The sequence below is a fragment of the Psychrobacter sp. Sarcosine-02u-2 genome, from assembly GCF_002836335.1.
Classification (GTDB): Bacteria; Pseudomonadota; Gammaproteobacteria; order Pseudomonadales; family Moraxellaceae; genus Psychrobacter; species Psychrobacter faecalis.
This window is the reverse complement of sequence record NZ_PJBX01000168.1, coordinates 19,471-40,763: the sequence shown is the minus strand read 5'-3', so window position 1 is coordinate 40,763 and position 21,293 is coordinate 19,471. Positions and strand designations below refer to the sequence as shown.

The following is a 21,293-nucleotide window of genomic DNA, read 5'->3' as shown; positions in this document are numbered from 1 at the left end:
GGCTTTCTTCAACAAGATATCGTGAGTATCCTTTATCCTTACTCAGCGCTTTATATATTATTTATGTCTGTCATTTTATAGCTGCTAGAAATGGATTTTTTAGCGGCTGAATTGATTTATAGCTGACACTTTACCTATGGAAACCTAAAAGTGTGGTTGGTAAATGGGCTTTTAATCAATTTAGAATAGCTAAGAGGAGTGGGCTATGGTAAAAATTCGTGAAGGGCTACCGCTGGTAGATGGACAAACCACGCAAGCCGATAGCGCAACATTGGCCGCACAACTGGTCGCGAGCCAACGCTCTCATCAGTCTGCCAATAGCTATGCCCAAATTCCACACGATATCAAATATCAGCTGTCCACTCATAAACTGCATACCACCTTTGATCGCTCCGCGCAGTATGCTTATCACAGCCATGACCCCAACCTCGAAGATGAGTATTTAGACAATCAACTGCTGGATGATGCCAATGCGCTTTCGGCACAAGAACTAGAAGCCATTGATTTAGATCAGATAAATATCGACGTCCCTACTTGGCTGGATAATGTTGCCAAGCGTATCGGGCAAGAGTCTGTGCCCAATCTTGCTAGCGCTTGCGAATTTATCCGCAGTCATATGAATACCAGTGAATCTGAGCGTTCAGGCGCTTACGTCACCGGTATTGCCATGACCGATATCTTGACTTACCTTTATCAAGATGAAAATGCGCTTGTCGCCGCGATGCTCTATCGTAGCGCCCGCAAATCGATTATTAGCCTCGCGGAAATTGAAAAAAAATTCGGCGCCGATATCTCAACCTTGGTTAAAGATACCTTGGCGATGGGAAAACTGTCAGAAATAATCGAAAGCAATAAACGCTTAGAAGACCATTTCGTTAATAATCAGCGTGATCAGCTCTCCAACATTTATAGTATGCTCATCTCTGTGACCAACGATGTCCGCGTGGTGCTGATTAAACTGGCTGAGCGTACCTTTGCCATGCGCGAACTGACTTTTTCTGGTGAAGAACGACAATATCGGGTCGCGCGTGAGGTTATGACCATTTATGCGCCATTGGCTCACAGACTGGGCATTGCCCAATTAAAATGGGAGCTTGAAGACTTAGCCTTTCGCTATCTGGCGCCTGAGCGTTATAAAGAGATTGCCAAACTGTTATCAGAAAAACGCAGCGAACGTGAGTCTTATATTCAGCGTGTGCAAGATAAGCTCAATGAAGCGTTGGCAGAAGCGGGTATCGAAGGCGAAGTTTCAGGCCGCGTCAAGCATATTTATTCTATTTACCGAAAAATGAAGCTCAAAGGTTTATCCTTTGATCAGCTATATGACATTCGCGCCCTACGGGTCTTGGTCAATAATCCTTCAGATTGCTATCACGTTTTGGGCTTGGTACACGGTTTATGGCGCTATATCCCTGAGCAATTTGACGATTATATTACCAATCCAAAATCAAATGGTTATCGCTCGCTTCATACCGCCGTTATTGCCGAAAATAAATCGCTAGAAGTGCAAATTCGCACTCAAGAAATGCACTTTGAAGCCGAGCTTGGCATGTGTGCGCATGTTAATTATAAAGAAGGGCTAAAAAATAAAAAGGACAATTACCTTAACCAAAGAATCAGCTCATTACGTCAGCTCTTATCGATTAATAACGAAACGCGTAATCAGCCGCGCTCAGCATTACTGACTGGCGAAGAATTAGAAGAAATCGAGTTCGACGATGATGAGCAGTTGGTTGATTTTGATGAGCTCGAGCGTATTTATATCTTTAGTCGTGATGGCGATATTACAGAACTACCAAAAGGCGCAACGGTACTGGACTTCGCTTATTATGTACATACACAAGTCGGTAATCGGGCGCAAGCGGCGCGCGTCAATCAGCGCTATGTGCCGCTGACTTACCAGTTAAAAACGGGCGAACAAGTTGAGATTATCACCAAAGCCTCGCGCGAACCCAATCGCGATTGGCTAGTCGCCTCGCTCGGTTATATCCATACCAACCGCGCGCGCTCAAAACTGCGTCAATGGTTCAATAAGCAAGACCGCGATAAAAATATCGAGATAGGTCGCCAAATGCTCAGTAAAGAGCTTGAGCGCTTATCGGTGCACCCAAACAGTATTGATTTAAACGATTATATCCAGCATTTTAACGTCAATAATACCGATGATATCGTGGTTGGTTTGGTCACGGGTGATATCAGTCTTAATCAGTTGACCAGTCACATTTCTCGCCAGTTAGATTTAGAGCCTGAAAAACCTGAGGAAGATTTCACCCCAAGTATTGATACAAGAAATGCGGGGAAACTTGACGCTTATAAAATTCGTATCGATGGTTTGGATAATATCGAGATTAATTTAGCGGGCTGCTGCCATCCTGTCCACGGTGAACCTATCGCAGGCTACATTACCTTATCGCGCGGCGTCAGCGTGCATAACCGCGGTTGCCCTGAATACCTACGCTTAATTGAACGGGATCCTGAGCGCGAAATTGAAGCCGCTTGGACAGTTAAAGCTGGTCGTTATCAGCCGGTAGATATCCATGTCGAAGCCTATGACAGGCGCGGGTTATTGCGTGATTTGACCCAAATTATTGATAAAGAAAACGTCAATATTCGTCAGGTTGAAACGCTCAGTAACGATGACAATATCGCCTTTTTAAAGTTTCATGTTGAAGTTTCAGGGCTGGCACATTTGTCTAAGTTACTGGCCAAGCTCGAGCAACAACATGGTATCTTGCATGCTCGCCGTGCTGTTGTTTGATAGCTTAAACTTTAAAATTTTTGTAGATAACCTTTATATATAATAGAGTCTGATAAGAAATACTATGCCTGAGTTGCCGGAAGTAGAAACTACCAAAACCAGCCTGACACCTTTATTAGGTCAACAAGTGGTCGATGTCAAAGTTTTTCAACCAAAATTACGCTGGTCGATGCCCGATGATTTAAACCAACTGGTTGATTATACTTTGGACAGTGTCGAGCGCCGAGCGAAGTATTTAATCCTAAATTTTATACCGCTCACTTCTGTTAATACCAACGCTTCTATTCAGCCAAATAGCTTAGCACCGCGTCAACTTTTGATTCACCTTGGTATGTCGGGTAGCTTACAGCAACATAGCTATGGCACCGATAAGCGTAAACATGACCATTTAGTAGTGACATTTAGCGGCGCTGATAATAGCCAAACACAGCTACATTATTATGATCCGAGGCGATTTGGTTCAGTACTATGGTTTAAAGATTACGGTCCTAAGCTTTTAGGTCATTTGGGTCCGGAGCCATTATCAGCAGACTTTACCGCTGATTATTTATATCATTTAATACAGCGCTCGGACAATCCAAATCAAACCTCGGATAACAACATAGCTAACAAAACCAATAACAAGCAGCCTATCAAGCGCGCGATTAAATCAGTAATTATGGAGCAGCAAGTGGTTGTTGGCGTTGGTAATATTTATGCAACTGAAAGCCTTTATTTATCAGGTATTCATCCGGCAACACCAGCTAATGAAGTTTCTCATGAGCAAATAGTTATCTTGGTTGAGCATATCAAAGCCATTTTAAAAAAGGCCATCACGCTAGGTGGTTCCACATTACGCGATTTTACCGTTGCCAGCGGTCAAACCGGCTACTTCCAGCAAACCTTAAATGTTTATGGTAGACAAGGCGAAACCTGTCCAAATTGTGATACGCTATTAGAAAATATTAAGTTAAATGGGCGTGCCAGTGTCTTCTGCCCTAACTGTCAGCCTACCAAATGATGCATTTTCTAAATAGCTCCAAAATAAAGATTTAAAAAGTCTGTACAGTTCTGAAGCTATATACTCGAAATATTTTTTGCAGATAAAGATATTCTGCGCATTTTTGTTGCTTATTAACTTACATCTTGCTTTAATAGGGCTGATACTCTCTTTTATAGTGCAAGGTATTTATATAAGCAAGATATTAAGAATACTTATTAATATCTATCGTTGTCGCATTATTCCTATATGGAAATAGCAGCAGCTATGAATCATACTTCTTATGAGTTTTAGGATATCATTATGAGCGCTCCAGCTAAAATGAAACGCACAGCTAAATATAAACTACTTACCATGATGGCAAGCATAAGCTTGATTTTTGCTAGCATGCAGCCCGCTCTAGCAGCAATAGAAATCGATGAAACGGATTTTGGCCCCTCTTATGATACCATGGCAGTTGATACTATTGTCGGTAAACCATTACAGCTGGTGACCGCTGTGGCAGGCACCGCCGCTTATCTTGTTAGCCTACCCTTCTCGCTTATCGGCGGTAACGCCGACCAAGCACAGCAGAAATTATTCGTTGAACCTTGAAATGCCATGGGACGCTGCCTAGGCTGTACAGTTGCCGAAGACAACTATTATAAGTCGCAAGTCGTTGACAATAATGTCGTCCGCATTGTAGTCGATGGTCCTTCAGAAATTCTGATTAATACCAATGACTATGTGGTAGTGACACCATAATTGATAAGATTCGAGCTTTTCAATTGCTAATAAAATAGGTTAACTTATCGTTAGCCTATTTTGATTCTGGTGAGCGAATTATATGATTTTATTTTGTAAGGTGAGTATTACTCAGTTTAGCGCTAATCTCACGCAGTAATCGCACCTCTTCTGACGGCTCTACAACCGCTTCTTCTACTTCATCTGCACGGCGTAATCTATTAACCATTTTTACCATCATAAAGATGATAAACGCCAAAATTAGGAAGTTAATCAACACTGTGATAAAGCTACCATAAGCCAACACTGGTACACCTGCTGCCTTAAGTGCATCATAAGTCATTGCAACGCCTTCAGGCGCATCACCTAATATAAAAAACATGTTTTTGAAATTAATTTCGCCGCCCGCAATAAAAGCAACGATAGGCATAATAATATCTTCAACTAAAGAAGTCGTGATGGTCGCAAAAGCGCCACCAATGATGACACCGACCGCTAGGTCCATTACGTTACCTTTTAAAGCAAATTCCTTAAACTCAGATACCATACTCATGATGTCACTCCTTGAAAGTTTAATTGATTATTATATAGATAATGAATCGAATTTTCCGATATTGATTTTTTAAACCTGTCTAAATAAATAACACTTATTGATTAGATCATTTTTATTATATATGAAAACCAAGCACAAAAAAAAGCAATATAAAGTGAACTTTACTTTGCTCACCTTGTATTGCTAATTTTCGATGTCAAAGCTAATCATGAACCATTAGCTTTGAGTACTTTTTTAATATTGAAAATATAAATTACCAAGTAATTTACGTATCGATATTAAGCGTTTTTCTTGCGACCATGACGCTTACGTTCATTTTCAGTCAAATAACGCTTACGCAGACGTATGGCTTTTGGCGTTACTTCTACTAACTCATCATCTTGAATGAATTCAAGCGCTTGCTCAAGGGTAAACTTAACCGCTGGCGTTAGCGTCAACGCTTCATCAGTACCACTGGCACGGACGTTGGTTAACTGTTTAGCAGTCGTTGGATTAACAACCATATCATCATTACGAGAGTTTAGACCAACAATCATACCTTCATAAACTTCAAGCTGTGGCTCAGCAAATAATTTACCACGTTTTTGTAGGTTAAATAGGGCGAAACCTAGGCAAACACCATTGGCCATAGAAACCAATACACCGTTTGAGCGACCACCAACATCACCAATCTTTTGTGGACCGTAATGTGAGAAGCTTGAAGTCATGATACCAGTGCCCGAGGTCAAGGTTAAAAACTCTGAACGGAAACCAATCAAACCACGTGCAGGCATCGTTGCTTCAATACGCATACGACCTTTACCATCAAGCTCCATATTGGTCATCTCGCCTTTACGCAAGCCGACTTGTTCCATAATTGGACCTTGATGCGCGTCTTCAATATCAAAAACAACGTTTTCATACGGCTCTTGTAGCTTGCCATCTACTTCTTTAACGATAACTTCTGGACCTGATACACCAAGCTCAAAACCTTCGCGGCGCATGTTTTCGATCAATACTGATAAATGCAGCTCACCACGACCTGATACTTTAAATTTATCTGGAGACTCGGTATCTTCTACACGTAGTGCCACGTTGTGAATCAATTCACGCTCAAGACGCTCACGAATATTACGTGACGTCACAAATTTACCTTCACGACCGGCGAATGGCGAATTGTTTACTTGAAAGTTCATTGATACCGTTGGTTCATCGACAGTCAAGGCTGGCAATGCTTCAACGTGGTTAGGGTCACAAATAGTGTCTGATATATTTAGCGCATCAATACCGGTAATACAAACGATATCGCCCGCTTGCGCATCGTCTACTTCAATACGCTCAAGGCCATGATAACCCATAATTTTTAGGATACGACCATTACGCGTTTTACCATTTTTATCAATCACAGTCACAGGCGTATTGGTTTTAACTTTACCGCGCTGAATACGGCCAATACCGATAACACCAACGAAGCTGTTATAGTCAAGACTAGAGATTTGCATGCGGAAAGGTGCATCTGCATCGACTTGCGGTGGCTGTACCACATCAACAATAGTTTTGAACAGGGGTGTCATGTTATCCGCTAAGTTGTCGGCTTCTAAGCCGGCAATACCGTTTAAAGCTGACGCATAAACCACTGGGAAATCCAACTGCTCATCAGTGGCGCCTAGATTGTCAAACAGATCAAAGATTTGATCCATTACCCAATCAGGACGTGAACCAGGACGGTCAATTTTATTGATAACCACAATCGGCTTTAGGCCTTGCTCAAATGCTTTTTGAGTCACGAAACGGGTTTGCGGCATTGGGCCATCAACACCGTCAACAACCAATAATACGCAGTCAACCATTGACATAACGCGTTCAACTTCGCCACCAAAGTCGGCGTGACCTGGGGTGTCGACAATATTAATGCGGTATTCAGTACCATCAGTGTCATCTGTCCAGCGGATGGCCGTATTTTTCGCTAAAATAGTAATGCCACGTTCTTGCTCAATATCACCTGAATCCATTGCGCGTTCCGCAATGTTTGCACGATCGCCAAAAGTACCAGATTGATGTAATAGCTTGTCAACCAAAGTGGTTTTACCGTGGTCAACGTGGGCAATAATTGCAATGTTACGCAGGTGTTTGATATCGTTCGCCATATAAAATGCTCGTTTTGTCTTAAAAAAATGCAGTAGCAGTAAGCACCGCTGGATAAACTGTTAACATCAACCAGATAGACATGATTGGCTTAGGATTAAATAATTGCACAATACGTACAGCAATTTAATATTAACGAAATCAAATACCTATGCTGATAAATCCATCGTACAGATAGCTATGCTAATGTACACTTTGTCAATTTACAAAGTGTTTGGGTCGCTAGTATAACATTATTGCGCCATCAATTTATGCAATAACTTACTTTTCTTACTACATAAATAAAAAAAAGCCACCCAATGGATGACTTTTTTTGTAACTAATTAAGTTGACACATAATTAGTAGCAACTATTTACTGAACAACCATATCTTTAGTTTGTTCAACAGTCATGGTTTTGTCACCAGTGATGATGGCATATACACGACGGTTCATAGCGCGACCTTCTTCAGTGTTGTTATCAGCGATTGGTTGGTCATAACCATAGCCAACTGTTGATAGACGGTTTGGCTCGATACCAAATTCGTTAGTCAACATAGATTTAACTGCAACTGCACGGGCTTCAGATAGACGTTGGTTATAACGTGCTGAAGGACCTGTTTTAGAAGCGTGACCTTCAACGCGAGCGGTAGAGTTAGGATACTCACGCATCTTCTCTGCTACTTTAGCGATTTCAGGTTTGTATTGGTTTTTGATAGTTGATTTGTCGTTATCAAAGAATACACGTAGCTCCATTTTTAGCTCATCAGTAATATCTACTGGTACTGGGCAACCACGCTCATCAACTACTACGTTCATTGGAGTGCCTGGGCATGCATCGATGCTATCAGGTACGCCATCACCGTCAGAATCAAGATCAGACTCAACTACCACTACTGGAGCTGTATCAACTAATGGTTCTTGCATTGGCGGTACAGCAACAGTAGGTGCTAAGTGGCCACCTAATACAACTTCTAGGCCAGCCAAAGCCATGCCTTCCCACCAGTTGTTATCAAAGTTATGAATCGCACGAGCTTCACCACGTAGGCTTAGTGCGTCATTGATACGATACATAGCACCTAGGCCTAGGTTACCAATAGTATCTTTTGAACCAGTAACGAAATCACCTGAAGCATCTTCAACTTCAATCTTAGAACGACCAGCACCAATCAAGGCATATGGTTTGAACGCATTGTCAGTATAACCACTGAATTCTTCAAAGCCGATCAAGAAGTTACCAGAAATCATTTCTTGTTCAGCGTCAAATGAACCAGGAACATCATTTCCAGTATTTCTATTTACACCAACACCATCAGTATTAGATACACCATATTCTACTTGAAATTGAGTAGAAGGAGTTAGCTCGATACCTAGTGCTGCACCAGTATAAAGACCGTTTTCCTTATAAAAACCATTTCCGTTACCGTCACCCATAATTTCGACTTGCTCATCATCAGCGCCTTCACTGTAATGATAACCAAGTAACAATGGGCTAATAGTAACACCAGCGTTTGCTGCTAGTGGAGCCGCTGTAATGGCAAACAATGCCAAAGCAATTTTATTTAATTTCATGAACTTCCTCCAAAGGATAATTTTAGTAATGCGTCAAGCAAAACCGCATCTCAAGATGCCAAAAGCAGACATCATTTACGAATTTGAAATTACAAAGCAAAACCAATTAAGAAGTAGCTTAGCTATTATCAATTCAGTTTACAACTTTTTTCGTTAACCAGCTACACATTATTACACGATAATGTCATAACTAAAACACATTAGCCAGCTTAACTTACTGACAACTAACACACTTTACACTTTTTATCTTTTGTGTGTGAGGTCGCAATAGATGATGAAACGAATCCTATCTATTGTTTCAAGATATTTTAATACAAAACGTTAATTTTCTCTATTGCTAAAACTCCTTATTCACGAATTGAAACATTCTTTGACAGTAGGCATATATTTGGTTTATATTTAATAATGTGAACATTATTCGACTTATATAAGATGCATTGCATAAAGATTAAGCCAGCTTTATACATCTTTAAAATTTGGACATGATCTTTAAGTTGTTCGATTTTTCGTATTTCTTATATAGCCATACCTCTTATATAGGTAGCAGTCTCTTATGATTGAATTATATAAAGTATTGTCAAGAAAGCAAACCCACTTTCAAGCTTGTAATAGGTATGGCTTTACGTTAATAGAGCTGATTGTTACAGTCGCAGTGTTAGCTATTATCTTAATGATTGCGACGCCTTATATCTTACAGCAACTCGCCAGCATGGAAGCAAAGCGTATTGAGAGCCAAATTAAAAATACGCTAAAGTTGGCGAAAGCTGAAAGCCACATTAGAAGACAAAACTTGTTGGTTTGCCTTTCTAATGACGGCGCTACATGTCATAGAGACAGCTATAAGAAGCTATTATTATTTTTAGATGCAAATGACAATAAAAACTTCGACTTAGGAGTTGATGACCTGCTAGAAGAGCAAGCTTTAGAACCTAAATATAGTACCTTGTATTTACGAGTAGGAGATAAGCGTCATTACACCAAATTCTGGGGCGATAGCGGTAAACCCCGCGGCCATTTCGGACATATTAAGTACTGTCCAACCTCCACCTATAATCATACCATGTATCAAATCTCTTTTAATCAAGGGGGTGACATTACTTATAAGCCTAATGCAAGCCACCCTACTGATTGTGGACAATAGAAATTACGACATTAGGTGTTTAAACATTTTGACGCATAGCAGACTTCATCATAACAACCGCTTGCTCTAATCCTACAAAAACAGCATCAGCAATAAGAGCGTGTCCGATATTTAGCTCATATATACCATCAATTTGCGCAATAGCGTGGACATTATCACGTGTCAAACCATGACCAGCATTAACCAAAAGCTTGGGATTAGCAAGTTGGGCGGTTTGCACAGCTTGCTTAATGCGAGCAAGCTCATCATTCATTCTATCGATATTACCGGCTAAACCCGCTTCAGCATAAGCACCAGTATGCAATTCAATTGCATTTGCCCCACAGCTAACTGCCGCTTCAATCTGCTTATCTTCTGGATCAATAAATAAAGAAACCTTGATACCGACTGCTTGTAATTTACTAACATAATCTGTCAGCCAAGCTACCTGCCCTGCAACGTCAAGTCCGCCTTCTGTCGTCAACTCTGCCCGTTTTTCAGGTACTAAGCATACCCAGAAAGGCTTAACCTGACGAGCAATCTCTAGCATCTCAGCCGTTGCTGCTATCTCCAAGTTCATTCTGGTGGTCAGCTGCTCAGCTATCTCATAAACGTCAGCGTCTTGAATGTGACGGCGGTCTTCACGCAAATGAATGGTGATACCATCGGCTCCAGCTTGCTCACATAGCAGAGCAGCTGCTAATGGACTGGGATAACTGACGCCGCGAGCCTGACGTAATGTCGCTACATGATCAATATTTACCCCTAACAGAGGCTTTTTTAAGGCATTTTCTGAAGTTTGTGCTAAGTTGGAAGTCTTTACTGTTGTATTAATCATAAAAAAATCCTTTTGTTCATATTTGGGTAATTTACTAAAAAATAGTTTGTAAAATATTGGTACTTTACGCTCAAGTTAAGATTGATAGCGCTGTTGCTGCTGCCAAAGTAAGCGACTTTGTAAAGGTTGATAATCGAGCAAATGGTCAATCAATTGCCGATGCAAACGTGACCATGCATTGAGATTTGAGGTGGATAAACCTTGCTCTGCCATCGATAAAATCTCATTACCTTTAAAAATATTTTGTGTAATAGCTATCTCATCGTCATCATGAACAATAGGCACTAAGCCCACATCAGGTAAAAAACGGTACCAAGTGTCGAGCTCGATAGCTTGATCTAAACTGTCATGTTTTAAGGTTAAAGCAAAGCCCAATTCGTTAAACAAATACGCTTCAAACTGACGCAAACACAAACGTAGCTCGTTCGCAGTTAAAGGCTGCTTAAGCTGCTGTAGGCTATTTTGGTAGTGTTGCCATAATATTGGCATGGGATCTTCGGTGGGTAATAGTCGCCACAGTATTTCATTTAAATACAAGGCTGCATACTGATGTTGGCCGCTGATATTTTCATGATGCAGCGTCTCTGCTAGATTTACGTTACTGTCTTTTACCACTAGAGAATTTTGGGCCACTGAATCTTGAATCGAACTTAGTGGCGCAATATTAATCTGCGTGAATGTTTTTAAATCGCGTTTACCGCTGGCAAACAGTTGCAAAGGCATAAAAAGCGGCGCACCTTTTTTGCCAACACCATGGATGACGCCATGTTGCTGAGAAAACAGATAGTATAAAGCGCGCTTTTCTTGGTAGGGGCGCTGATGTAATAAATAACCGATTAACGCTTCATTACGCATGGATTATTACCTCAGCCGTGGTGATATAGATACATGGCGGTAAACATCTACCCACCATGCTTTTTTAATCGTGCTTAATATCCTAAACTGGTCAAAGCGCGCTCATCATCAGACCAGCCGCGTTTCACTTTCACCCACAGTGTTAACATGATTTTTTTATCAAACAGCTGTTCCATGTCTTTACGCGCATCCATGCCGACCTGTTTGATACGCTGACCCTTATCACCAATGACAATCGCTTTTTGTCCGCTACGCTCAACATAAATGGTCGCATCGATAAAAGTGACCGCTTTACGCGGACGACCAGTTTTTGGGTCAATATGCGCCGCTTCGTCTTTAAAACCATCAATCTGTACCGTCAAATCGTAAGGTACTTCATCGCCGGCACTACGCATGATTTTTTCGCGAATAATTTCACTGGCTAAAAAGCGCTCTGAGCGATCGGTAATCTGCTCGCTATCATAGATAGGATCGGCGATTGGCAAATGCGAGGCTATCACTTCTTGCAAACGGTCTAGGTTTTGGTTTTTTAAAGCAGAAACAGGGACGATATCAGCGAAATCAAAACTTTCATTAAACGTTTCGATCAGCGGTAACACACTACCTTTATCTTTTAGCGTATCGGCTTTATTAATCACCAATACTACGGTCAGATTGGTATCGCCAAGTTTTTGTAGGGTTAACAAATCGTCGTCACGCCACTGATCTGAATCAACGACAAATAAGACCAAATCGACATCTACCAGTGCTGACACCGCGGCTTTATTCATACGCTCGTTGATAGCGCGTACCTCATTGCGATGAATACCTGGGGTATCAACAAACACCGCCTGCATCTCGTCATTGGACAAAATGCCGTGAATACGGTGACGGGTGGTTTGCGGTTTACGCGACGTGATAGACAGCTTTTGACCCAATAAATGGTTCATTAAGGTTGATTTACCCACATTTGGGCGACCAACAATCGCCACATAACCGGCTTTAAAATCTTCAGCGACATGAGCATTGTTATTTGATGAAAAGAACTCTTCGATAGCCAGATCGTTTTCTAGGACGTTATCTTCTATAGCGTTATTCTCTAACATAGCATCTTCCGAGCTATCAACCGTTAGCTTCGCAGCGTTTAGTCTGGCGTTATTTTGTTCAACGTCCTTTGCTACAGTCGCACTTTGGCTTGAACTCATATCTGGGTTTTCGGTCATATTTTTGGCATTATCTTCATTATTTAATGGCAAGTCATGGTGATTGCTCATGGATTAATCCTATGGAGGTTGTCATCAGTGATGCCACTTATTAATTGTTTAAAGAAAAGCGGCATAAGACTGATCATGTTAAAAGTATGAGTTATTTCAAAAAACAATTCCTTGAAATTGTTTTTTGAAATTATTAAATTTAGTATTAAGTAAAATGGTTTTTAAAAAATTAGCTTTAAAAAACTAGGTACGTCTTTTTGGCTGTCCTGGCAGTTTATGTAGCTGATTAATCATTAATTCTGCCGCTTTTTGCTCAGCGATACGGCGACTTTCACCAGATTCGGTAATATCAGGACAATTATTTATATTAACCTGACAGCGCACCACAAAGATTTGGTGCGGAGCGTTACCACGGGTTTCCATCAGCTCATAATGTGGCAAATCAAACTGCTTAGATTGCAGCCATTCTTGTAAACGGCTCTTGGCGTCTTTTAGCGCTTTTTGGTCACTGACATTGTCTATGAGATCACCATACCACGATAGCACGCACGCACGGGTAATATCCATATCTTGACTGTCTAAATAAATAGCGCCTATCAATGACTCTACCGCATCTGCCAAGATGGAAGCACGATTACGCCCGCCGCCTTTACGCTCACCAACGCCCAATATCAAATGATTAGACAGCTCTAGGTTTTGCGCAATAATCACTAGCGATTCCTGCCGTACCAATGTTGCCCGCATGCGCGTCAGACGGCCTTCATTTTGCGTCGGATAGCGGTGATACAATGCTTCACCGACGATCATTCCTAATAATGCGTCGCCCAAAAACTCTAAGCGCTCATAGTTTTTCTTACTATCAAAGGAGCGATGGGTAAGCGCCAGTTTAGGCAAGCTTAAATCATTAAACACATAGCCCAACTTGCGCGATAATACCGCTAACCGTTGAATAAATTCTGCGCTAATAATAAGCGTGTCATCAGACACGCTATTTTTATGGGGATTGGGAACCGCCTGAGGAGACTGCGAAGTTGGTTTCATGCGTGGTCTGTGTGTATCCCTTTTTTTCAGTGGTAAATATAATGCAATACCAGTGTTTTAGAAATTGGTTAGAAAATTAAAAATAACAAAGTACTTTATTACTTTGATTTTAACGCTTTAAGTTTTGAGATATAAGCTTTAATAGTTAAATTATTCAGCAGTAGTAGCATCAATGTCGCCTTCAAAGCGATTAACGATATCGATATTACCAAAAAAATTATTGGTGGTTTCATACTTCTTATGAATAGCCAGCTGACCTGGTTTTTTATCGGTGAAAGTAAACACTTCTTCTGCTTTAGTATCATAATCGGCGTTAATAGACAGCTGCTTATTCATGCGCTCTACAAACTGCTTGGCCGTTTCTTTATTGGTATTGGACTCTTTAAGCTGCGCACTTAAGGTTTTTGTTAATTGGTAATCGCCAATTTGCGCTGGAGCAATAGCGACGAGCAATTTAGCAGCCACGCCCAAAACGATAATAATAAAAACGACACTCGTTACACTAGCACCGCGCTGCGAAGACAACCCAGATAACTGCTGCACCATAAGACCCCTCAAGGGGTAAGTTGCTATAGGTAAACTGCCATATTTAAAAAACTGTCTTATATATAACCTTTAATATGATGGCTTTCATTGGCTGGCCATAATACTAGCACAATCTATTATCGGTACATTATTCTTTAGCGCAGCATTATTCTTTAGTGCAGCAATAATATCAATCAATACTACCATTACGCTTAAAGGTTGGTAAGTTAAGACCGGGCGGTTTATGCATCCAAATATAGACCGCTTTACCCGCTAAATTATCATCGGGAACAAAACCCCAAAAACGCCCATCAGCACTACGATCGCGGTTGTCACCCATTACAAAGTAATGACCTTCTGGCACTTTGATACGCCACTCTGTGCCTTCAGAGCTGACCACTTCTGGTGACTCTTGCTGTAAAAACGGTGCGTACTGCGAGCTATTCATATCCGCTAAATAGCGAACCAAGTGTTTGTTGTCGCCTTGAATCTCTTCAAAGTACTTTGCTTGACTTTCTTCTTGCTGCCCCATTCGTATGGCATTGTCTTCAGTCAAGACTTGTCCGGGTGCCACTTGTCCGGCTGGATATAGCTGTGAGGTCAGCTCAGCATCGGCATCAAAATTGATCGCTTTGGTAGGAACTGGCGTATCATTAATTGCCAGCGTCCCTTGATTATAACTGACGGTATCGCCCGGCAGGCCGATCACGCGCTTAATATAGTAAATACTTGGGTTTTCTGGGTAGCGGAAAACGGCCACATCGCCATGCTCAGGCGCGCCTGTATCAAGCACTTTATTATAAGTCAGCGGTAGACGGACGCCATACGCGTATTTATTGACCGCGATAAAATCACCCGTGTATAAAGTCGGCACCATCGACGATGAAGGGATATTAAACGGCTCAATCAAGAACGAGCGCACTATTAACACCACCGCCAACACTGGGAAAAAATCATACGCCCAACGGACCAGTAAGCTTTCTTTACCGCGACCGCGGGTTTTACGCTGTTTGAGCGTCAGCTTCTCTAATAGCCAAATAATACCTAGGCCAATGGTTAATGGCACTAAAATTAAATTAAAATCAAAATCCATACGAATTTGCCTATTAACGAGCTGAAAATCAGACTACGGTTGCAGTAAAGCTGTCTATGCCAAATATTGCTGTGTTTTTATCTTTTAAAAGATAATGAACGTTTAATTATCAACCTGCAAGACGGCTAAGAAGGCTTCTTGTGGAATCTCGACGTTACCCACTTGCTTCATACGTTTTTTACCCGCTTTTTGCTTAGATAATAGCTTTTTCTTACGCGAAACGTCACCGCCATAACACTTAGCCAAGACGTCTTTACGCATGGCTTTGACGGTACTACGACCGATAATTTGACTGCCAATCGCCGCTTGAATCGCCACATCAAACATCTGACGTGGAATCAGCTCTTTCATCTTAGTGACCAGCTGATTGCCGCGGAAACGCGCTTGATCTTGGTGTACTATCATCGCTAAGGCATCGACTTTATCACCGTTAATCAACACGTCAACTTTGACCAATTTATCAGCTTGGTAACGCTCAAAATTATAATCGAGCGACGCAAATCCGCGCGACACTGATTTTAGGCGGTCAAAGAAGTCCATGACCACCTCGCCCATCGGAATATCAAAAATTAGCTGCACTTGGCGGCCCATAAAACGCATATCGACTTGGACGCCGCGGCGCTCAATGCATAGCGTCATGACGTTACCCAAGTAATCTTGCGGCACTAGAATCTGACAGCGGGCAATTGGCTCACGGAACTCTTCGATATTATTTGGTTCAGGCAACCTTGACGGATTATCTACGTAAATGACTTCGCCATTTTTCTTTTCAATCTCATAAATAACCGACGGCGCGGTGGTGATTAAATCCAAGTCATATTCACGCTCTAAACGCTCTTGGATAATCTCCATGTGCAGCATACCTAAGAAGCCACAGCGAAAGCCAAAGCCGAGCGCATCAGAGGTATCAGGCTCAAAGTATAGCGACGCATCATTAATCTGTAGTTTTTGCAGCGCTTCACGGAATTTTTCAAAATCACTAGAATCTACTGGGAACATACCAGAATAAACTTGCGGCGTGATTTGCTTAAATCCAGGAATGCGCTCAACATCAGGCGTACTGGCATGGGTAATCGTATCACCAACAGGCGCACCAGCAATATCTTTGATTCCTGCAATAACAAAGCCTACTTCGCCCGCTTGTAAAATACCTGTGTCTACAGGTTTCGGGGTAAAGACACCAATTGAGCCCACTAAGTGCGCCTCTTTGGTCGACTTAATATACAGCTTATCGCCTTTTTTAATCGTTCCTTCACGCACACGCACCAAAGAGACCACGCCCAGATAGTTATCAAACCATGAGTCGATAATCAATGCCTGTAGCGGTGCATCACGGTCGCCCGTTGGCGCAGGAATAAATTCAACCAAGGCTTCTAGTAATTTATCAACTCCAAGACCGGATTTTGCCGAGACGCGCGGCGCATCAACAGCATCAATCCCGATAATGTCTTCAATCTCTTGAATCACGCGCTCAGGCTCAACTTGCGGCAAGTCAATTTTATTTAAAACTGCCATCACCTCTAAGCCCTGATCAACAGCGGTATAACAGTTGGCGACCGACTGTGCTTCGACGCCTTGCGCGGCATCAACCACCAATAGCGCGCCTTCGCAAGCCGCTAATGAGCGTGAGACCTCATAGGAGAAATCGACGTGACCGGGCGTGTCAATGAAGTTTAGCTGATAACGCTCACCGTTAGGATGGTCATAAAACAAGGTCACAGACTGGGCTTTAATAGTGATGCCGCGCTCACGCTCAATGTCCATAGAATCAAGGACTTGCGCCTGCATTTCACGATCTTGCAGCGCGCCGCACATCTGAATAAAACGGTCAGCAAGGGTCGACTTGCCGTGATCAATGTGGGCAATAATAGAAAAGTTACGAATATTGGCTAATGCAGTCACAAAGCGCCTACTAAATAATGGAGGATTGAATAACGGATATACATAGTGTCAGATGGCAACCGTCGAATACATACTTATAGCTCATACTGGCCAATACGCCAAAAGAGACAGTTTAAGTACCTACTGTATTGCCGCAATTGAAATGCCCACAGCGCAAATGACTAACTTTTAATACGCGCAGGCATACGAAGGTATTCTAGCAGTTTTCCGCTATAAAGTAAGTGGATTTTGTCAGCAAGCAAAAATCAGGCAAAAAAAAACCAATCATAAGATGATTGGCATTTTACTACTGCTGGTCTTACTATATATGGTGGCGATGAAGAGACTTGAACTCTTGACCTCACGATTATGAGTCGTGCGCTCTAACCAGCTGAGCTACATCGCCATTTAAGGCTCGGTATAATACCGATAGAGAGGGCTTGCGTCAACCCCTAATTAGCATTTTTTGCGAAAAAGACGCATTTCATTCAAATTAACGGCAAATATGCATAATACTAACAATAAAAACGAACCGCAAAACAAAAAAGTTGGTAGACCGATAAGCCGGGTTCTGTCGTGGACGATCATTCCTCTAGGCGTATCATCGCTGATACGCTCAAGCAACCTACCCGCATCGAACGCGGGCCGCGCCATATCGATGCCTATTTGGTCTTGCTACGCGTGGAGTTTACCCTGCCGTGAGATGTTGCCATTCACGCGGTGCGCTCTTACCGCACCCTTTCACCCTTACCGATAATGTCTTGCGACACCAAAGGCGGTCTGCTCTCTGCTGCACTTGTCGTCAAGTTACCCTGCCCAGCCGTTAGCTGGCACGCTGCCCTATGTAGCCCGGACTTTCCTCCCCTGCGCATCTGTTGCCAGTGTGCAGCGGCGATCGCCTAGTCTACCAAGCGCGCTAGTATAGCAAAATTAGTATGAGGTGTGGAAAGTGTTTTGCGCTTATTTATTTGTTGTTATAAAACTATTTAAATAAAAGCGTTTAAATAAAATCTGGCGGTAAAGCTAAATTATCATTACCTATAGCGCTATTTGTCTGTTGCGCCATTTGCAGCCAGTAAGTGTTTGGATAATGGCGCGCTAAGTAGTTTTTCAAATAATCAATCGTACTATTGGCAATCTCATCATCTGTCTGAGCAGCACTATCATGAATATGGTTATAAATGACGCTATGCAGCGTTAAACCGCGCGCTTTGATTGCTTCCAAACTGAGCAAGGTATGATTGATACTACCAAGCCGCCCTGAGGTTACCAAGATAACTGGATAGCCTTGCTCAGCAATATAATCCAAGGTTAATAACCGCTCGGTTATGGGCACCAGCAAGCCGCCTGCGCCTTCTAACAGCACCGCGTCGTAGCTTTGTTGCAATTGCTGCGTAGATTTAGTAATGACTTTGGGGTCTAGAACGTCATTAGCAAGCTTGACGGATAGATGCGGCGATGCGGGTTTTTCATAACGGTAAGGACAAGTCGTATAATCGAGGTCACAAGGTTGTAGCGGAATGTTCATTAATTGACGATGAATAACAATATCATCGGCAATATTCATTTTGCCACTAGCTGAATTGACGCTAACCCCTGTTTGTACCAGCTTTTGAGTGATGACGTTAATACCTTGCTGCATCAGCGCTTTCGCTATCATGCCTGTGGCATAAGTCTTGCCAATATCGGTATCAATGCCGGATATAAATATTACACTCATAGCGAAGCTCTATCGGTGACAGGAACTTGCTCCAAATACGAAGTAATAACGGTTAGTAGCGCTTGACATAACGTCACCAGTTCGTCATCGCTAATGACATAAGGCGGCATAATATAGACCAATTTGCCAAAGGGTCGCACCCAAATTCTATTTTCAATCAGTAGAGATTGAAAAACTGGCATATCAACCGCCTCATCTAGCTCAATCACAGCGACCGCGCCTAAACAACGTACCTCTTTAACACCGTCTAATTTTGCCGCTGTGGCTAGCTGCTCATCCATCAGCGCTTGCATATTTACCGTACGCGCTTCGATATCATAAGATAAGATTAAATCAATCGAGGCACAGGCCACCGCACATGCCAACGGATTGCCCATAAAGGTCGGACCATGCATCAGGGCAGGATACTCGCTTTGGCTAATGGTTTCGGCAACCTCGCGGGTACAGAGGGTCGCTGCAAAGGTCATATAACCGCCTGTTAGCGCCTTACCAATGGTCATAATATCAGGGCTGATACTCGCATGTTCGCAAGCAAACAGCTTGCCACTACGCCCAAAACCAGTGGCGATTTCATCAGCAATCAGCAGTACGTCATGCTTATCACACAATTGGCGTAGCAACTGCAAATACTCGGGATTATAAAAGCGCATCCCGCCTGCACCTTGAATAACAGGCTCAATGATAAATCCAGCAAGCTGATGGCTGTGTTTAGCAAAAAATGTGGTTAATTCATCACGCTCATTTTGAGCTAGCTCACGCTCAAATCCTAATGGCGGTGCAGGGACAAAATGCTGCAAAGGCAATTGTTTACCATACAGGCTATGCATGCCGCCGACTGGGTCACAGACACTCATTGCATGCCAGGTATCGCCATAATAGCCAGAATGGGTCGAGGCAAATTGGTTTTTATTGGGACATCCGGCTGCAATTTGATATTGCAGCGCCATTTTTAGCGCTACTTCGACGGCAATGCTGCCGCTATCGGCATAAAATATCGCATCAAGACCATCCGGGACAATGGATAATAATTTTTTACCCAAATCTATGGCTGGCTGATGGGTTAAGCCGCCAAACATCACATGCGCCATTTTGCCCAATTGTGCAATCATCGCTGCATTGAGCACTGGATGATTATAGCCATGAACGCTTGCCCACCATGACGACATACCATCAATCAGGCGCGTACCATCTTTAGTAACGATATAAACCCCTTCAGCATGGTCAATAACGATATTTGGATAGGTGGGCGGCAAGCTGGCATAAGGATGCCAAAGGTGCTGTTGGTCGAAATCGTTGGTTGAGAGGTTATTTGTTAAGGGGTTGGATCTCATCATTTTTTATTTGCCAGTAATACGTTTGTATTTTGCCAATAAATCGCTTTGGGTTTCGACGTGGTTTGGGTCATGCGGGATACAGTCGACAGGACAGATGACCACGCATTGCGGCTCATCAAAATGACCGACACACTCTGTACATAAATCAGGGTCGATGACATAAATATCATCGCCCTCTGAAATGGCTTCATTTGGGCAAGCAGGCTCGCAGACATCGCAATTGATGCATTCATCGGTAATTAATAACGCCATAAACTGCTCCTTATTTGCTAGCAGTTGATAATAAATGAGTACGTCCGTGGTTTACGATTACACTTAATATTAAACCACCAGCCCATCATTAAAGCTTAGCTTGTTAAGCGTTTAGCTAAATTTAGCTGCTGAGTTTTTGTATAAAAGCTTCTGAAACGCAAGGTGGCACAAATTTCGTCACATCGCCGCCAAGTTTGGCAATTTCACGAATCATGGTTGATGAGATAAACGAGTAATTTTGCGACGGGGTTAAAAATACCGCTTCAAAGTTTTCATCAAGCTCGCGATTCATATTGGCCAGCTGAAACTCATATTCAAAGTCTGACATCGCTCGCAGACCTCGTAATACGGCGGTGGCATTTTTTTCGCGCATAAAATCGACCAGCAAGCCTTCAAAGCCAATCACCGACACTTGCGGCAAATCCGTAAATACCGTCTCAACCAAATGCACGCGCTCTTCGAAGTCAAATAAAGGTTTTTTATGATGACCAGAGGCCACGGCGATGACGACCTCATCGAACAATTTAGCCGCGCGTTTAACCAAGTCGACATGACCGTTGGTAATCGGGTCGAAGGTACCAGGGTATAAAATTTTGGTGTGCAATTTTGAAGAAGTAGCAGAAAGGCTCATAACAGGGCTAATATGGTTAATGATAATGACCCATATGCTAGCAAATTTTGCTCAAACTTCCTACTTATCTGCTACATTTGTCCTAACAGCCGATTTACCTTTTCGCTGTGCGCTTTGCTACAA

19 protein-coding genes, 1 tRNA gene and 1 other RNA gene are annotated in these 21,293 nt (G+C 42.4%); 5 read left to right on the top strand and 16 right to left on the bottom strand.

The features are described from left to right. The first annotated feature begins 205 nt into the window (after nucleotides 1–205). The 4 genes from CXF58_RS09470 (at nucleotide 206) to CXF58_RS14060 (ending at nucleotide 4,481) form a co-directional block, all read left to right on the top strand. The gene (locus CXF58_RS09470) at nucleotides 206–2,758 is read left to right on the top strand and encodes a RelA/SpoT family protein (protein ID WP_068403961.1); all 2,553 of its coding nucleotides are present in this window, start codon (nucleotides 206–208) and stop codon (nucleotides 2,756–2,758) included. Between the two features lie 64 nt (nucleotides 2,759–2,822). Next, nucleotides 2,823–3,758 (top strand): bifunctional DNA-formamidopyrimidine glycosylase/DNA-(apurinic or apyrimidinic site) lyase, encoded by a 936-nt coding sequence (gene mutM, locus CXF58_RS09465; RefSeq protein ID WP_102077335.1) that lies wholly within the window; start codon nucleotides 2,823–2,825, stop codon nucleotides 3,756–3,758. Between the two features lie 282 nt (nucleotides 3,759–4,040). Then, nucleotides 4,041–4,331: a hypothetical protein gene (locus CXF58_RS09460; RefSeq protein ID WP_228706589.1), complete on the top strand. Its 291-nt coding sequence runs from the start codon at nucleotides 4,041–4,043 to the stop codon at nucleotides 4,329–4,331. 6 nt (nucleotides 4,332–4,337) lie between these two features. Beyond that, the gene (locus tag CXF58_RS14060) at nucleotides 4,338–4,481 is read left to right on the top strand and encodes a hypothetical protein (RefSeq protein ID WP_228706588.1); all 144 of its coding nucleotides are present in this window, start codon (nucleotides 4,338–4,340) and stop codon (nucleotides 4,479–4,481) included. Between the two features lie 88 nt (nucleotides 4,482–4,569). Here the strand turns inward: CXF58_RS14060 and mscL are convergent, their stop codons facing one another. The 3 genes from mscL to CXF58_RS09445 all read right to left on the bottom strand — a co-directional run bounded on the left by mscL (nucleotide 4,570) and on the right by CXF58_RS09445 (nucleotide 8,687). After that, nucleotides 4,570–5,013: a large conductance mechanosensitive channel protein MscL gene (gene mscL / locus CXF58_RS09455; RefSeq protein ID WP_102077334.1), complete on the bottom strand. Its 444-nt coding sequence runs from the start codon at nucleotides 5,011–5,013 to the stop codon at nucleotides 4,570–4,572. A 278-nt stretch (nucleotides 5,014–5,291) separates the two neighbouring features. Then, on the bottom strand, nucleotides 5,292–7,139 hold the full coding sequence (gene typA, locus CXF58_RS09450; RefSeq protein WP_102077333.1) for a translational GTPase TypA: 1,848 nt from the start codon (nucleotides 7,137–7,139) through the stop codon (nucleotides 5,292–5,294). A 351-nt stretch (nucleotides 7,140–7,490) separates the two neighbouring features. Further along, on the bottom strand, nucleotides 7,491–8,687 hold the full coding sequence (locus CXF58_RS09445) for an OmpA family protein (protein ID WP_102077332.1): 1,197 nt from the start codon (nucleotides 8,685–8,687) through the stop codon (nucleotides 7,491–7,493). A 553-nt stretch (nucleotides 8,688–9,240) separates the two neighbouring features. Between CXF58_RS09445 and CXF58_RS09440 the strand changes: the two genes are divergently transcribed. Then, complete coding sequence (locus CXF58_RS09440; RefSeq protein ID WP_102077331.1) at nucleotides 9,241–9,828, top strand: pilus assembly FimT family protein; 588 nt, start codon at nucleotides 9,241–9,243, stop codon at nucleotides 9,826–9,828. A gap of 19 nt (nucleotides 9,829–9,847) precedes the next feature. On the opposite strand, the gene pdxJ is transcribed toward CXF58_RS09440, so the two are convergent. The 13 genes from pdxJ to coaD form a co-directional block, all read right to left on the bottom strand. Next, entirely contained in the window at nucleotides 9,848–10,645 is a 798-nt protein-coding gene (pdxJ, locus tag CXF58_RS09435; protein ID WP_102077330.1) for a pyridoxine 5'-phosphate synthase, read from the bottom strand. Nucleotides 10,646–10,720: 75 nt separating this feature from the next. Further along, nucleotides 10,721–11,500: a DNA repair protein RecO gene (gene recO / locus CXF58_RS09430; protein ID WP_102077329.1), complete on the bottom strand. Its 780-nt coding sequence runs from the start codon at nucleotides 11,498–11,500 to the stop codon at nucleotides 10,721–10,723. Nucleotides 11,501–11,574: 74 nt separating this feature from the next. Further along, complete coding sequence (era, locus tag CXF58_RS09425) at nucleotides 11,575–12,567, bottom strand: GTPase Era (protein ID WP_373429179.1); 993 nt, start codon at nucleotides 12,565–12,567, stop codon at nucleotides 11,575–11,577. A gap of 369 nt (nucleotides 12,568–12,936) precedes the next feature. Next, nucleotides 12,937–13,734, bottom strand: a complete 798-nt coding sequence (gene rnc / locus CXF58_RS09420; protein WP_102077327.1) for a ribonuclease III — start codon at nucleotides 13,732–13,734, stop codon at nucleotides 12,937–12,939. Nucleotides 13,735–13,884: 150 nt separating this feature from the next. Beyond that, nucleotides 13,885–14,280, bottom strand: a complete 396-nt coding sequence (locus tag CXF58_RS09415) for a DUF4845 domain-containing protein (protein ID WP_102077326.1) — start codon at nucleotides 14,278–14,280, stop codon at nucleotides 13,885–13,887. Nucleotides 14,281–14,449: 169 nt separating this feature from the next. Then, the gene (lepB, locus tag CXF58_RS09410) at nucleotides 14,450–15,352 is read right to left on the bottom strand and encodes a signal peptidase I (protein ID WP_102077325.1); all 903 of its coding nucleotides are present in this window, start codon (nucleotides 15,350–15,352) and stop codon (nucleotides 14,450–14,452) included. 102 nt (nucleotides 15,353–15,454) lie between these two features. Next, a complete protein-coding gene (lepA, locus tag CXF58_RS09405) occupies nucleotides 15,455–17,254 on the bottom strand; it encodes a translation elongation factor 4 (RefSeq protein ID WP_068405877.1) in 1,800 nt (599 codons plus the stop codon). A gap of 308 nt (nucleotides 17,255–17,562) precedes the next feature. Further along, nucleotides 17,563–17,639, bottom strand: a tRNA-Met gene (locus tag CXF58_RS09400). A 138-nt stretch (nucleotides 17,640–17,777) separates the two neighbouring features. Further along, an RNA gene (gene rnpB / locus CXF58_RS09395) (RNase P RNA component class A) lies at nucleotides 17,778–18,144 on the bottom strand. An 89-nt stretch (nucleotides 18,145–18,233) separates the two neighbouring features. After that, nucleotides 18,234–18,953, bottom strand: coding sequence for a dethiobiotin synthase (gene bioD, locus CXF58_RS09390; RefSeq protein ID WP_102077324.1), 720 nt, complete (start codon nucleotides 18,951–18,953; stop codon nucleotides 18,234–18,236). Beyond that, nucleotides 18,950–20,284, bottom strand: a complete 1,335-nt coding sequence (bioA, locus tag CXF58_RS09385; RefSeq protein WP_102077323.1) for an adenosylmethionine--8-amino-7-oxononanoate transaminase — start codon at nucleotides 20,282–20,284, stop codon at nucleotides 18,950–18,952. The genes bioD and bioA overlap by 4 nt, the downstream gene beginning before the upstream one ends. A 6-nt stretch (nucleotides 20,285–20,290) precedes the next feature. Then, complete coding sequence (locus CXF58_RS09380) at nucleotides 20,291–20,539, bottom strand: YfhL family 4Fe-4S dicluster ferredoxin (RefSeq protein ID WP_068405886.1); 249 nt, start codon at nucleotides 20,537–20,539, stop codon at nucleotides 20,291–20,293. Nucleotides 20,540–20,660: 121 nt separating this feature from the next. Then, nucleotides 20,661–21,170: a pantetheine-phosphate adenylyltransferase gene (coaD, locus tag CXF58_RS09375; protein WP_068405888.1), complete on the bottom strand. Its 510-nt coding sequence runs from the start codon at nucleotides 21,168–21,170 to the stop codon at nucleotides 20,661–20,663. Nucleotides 21,171–21,293: the final 123 nt, after the last annotated feature.

Coding starts and splice junctions, on each gene's coding strand:
- CXF58_RS14060 (WP_228706588.1), top strand. CDS start 4,338: ATGGGACGCTGCCTAGGCTGTACAGTTGCCGAAGACAACTATTATAAG.
- bioD (WP_102077324.1), bottom strand. CDS start 18,953: ATGAGTGTAATATTTATATCCGGCATTGATACCGATATTGGCAAGACT.
- pdxJ (WP_102077330.1), bottom strand. CDS start 10,645: ATGATTAATACAACAGTAAAGACTTCCAACTTAGCACAAACTTCAGAA.
- recO (WP_102077329.1), bottom strand. CDS start 11,500: ATGCGTAATGAAGCGTTAATCGGTTATTTATTACATCAGCGCCCCTAC.
- coaD (WP_068405888.1), bottom strand. CDS start 21,170: ATGAGCCTTTCTGCTACTTCTTCAAAATTGCACACCAAAATTTTATAC.
- bioA (WP_102077323.1), bottom strand. CDS start 20,284: ATGAGATCCAACCCCTTAACAAATAACCTCTCAACCAACGATTTCGAC.
- CXF58_RS09440 (WP_102077331.1), top strand. CDS start 9,241: ATGATTGAATTATATAAAGTATTGTCAAGAAAGCAAACCCACTTTCAA.
- CXF58_RS09380 (WP_068405886.1), bottom strand. CDS start 20,539: ATGGCGTTATTAATTACCGATGAATGCATCAATTGCGATGTCTGCGAG.
- rnc (WP_102077327.1), bottom strand. CDS start 13,734: ATGAAACCAACTTCGCAGTCTCCTCAGGCGGTTCCCAATCCCCATAAA.
- CXF58_RS09445 (WP_102077332.1), bottom strand. CDS start 8,687: ATGAAATTAAATAAAATTGCTTTGGCATTGTTTGCCATTACAGCGGCT.
- CXF58_RS09470 (WP_068403961.1), top strand. CDS start 206: ATGGTAAAAATTCGTGAAGGGCTACCGCTGGTAGATGGACAAACCACG.
- lepB (WP_102077325.1), bottom strand. CDS start 15,352: ATGGATTTTGATTTTAATTTAATTTTAGTGCCATTAACCATTGGCCTA.
- typA (WP_102077333.1), bottom strand. CDS start 7,139: ATGGCGAACGATATCAAACACCTGCGTAACATTGCAATTATTGCCCAC.
- mutM (WP_102077335.1), top strand. CDS start 2,823: ATGCCTGAGTTGCCGGAAGTAGAAACTACCAAAACCAGCCTGACACCT.
- CXF58_RS09460 (WP_228706589.1), top strand. CDS start 4,041: ATGAGCGCTCCAGCTAAAATGAAACGCACAGCTAAATATAAACTACTT.
- CXF58_RS09415 (WP_102077326.1), bottom strand. CDS start 14,280: ATGGTGCAGCAGTTATCTGGGTTGTCTTCGCAGCGCGGTGCTAGTGTA.
- mscL (WP_102077334.1), bottom strand. CDS start 5,013: ATGAGTATGGTATCTGAGTTTAAGGAATTTGCTTTAAAAGGTAACGTA.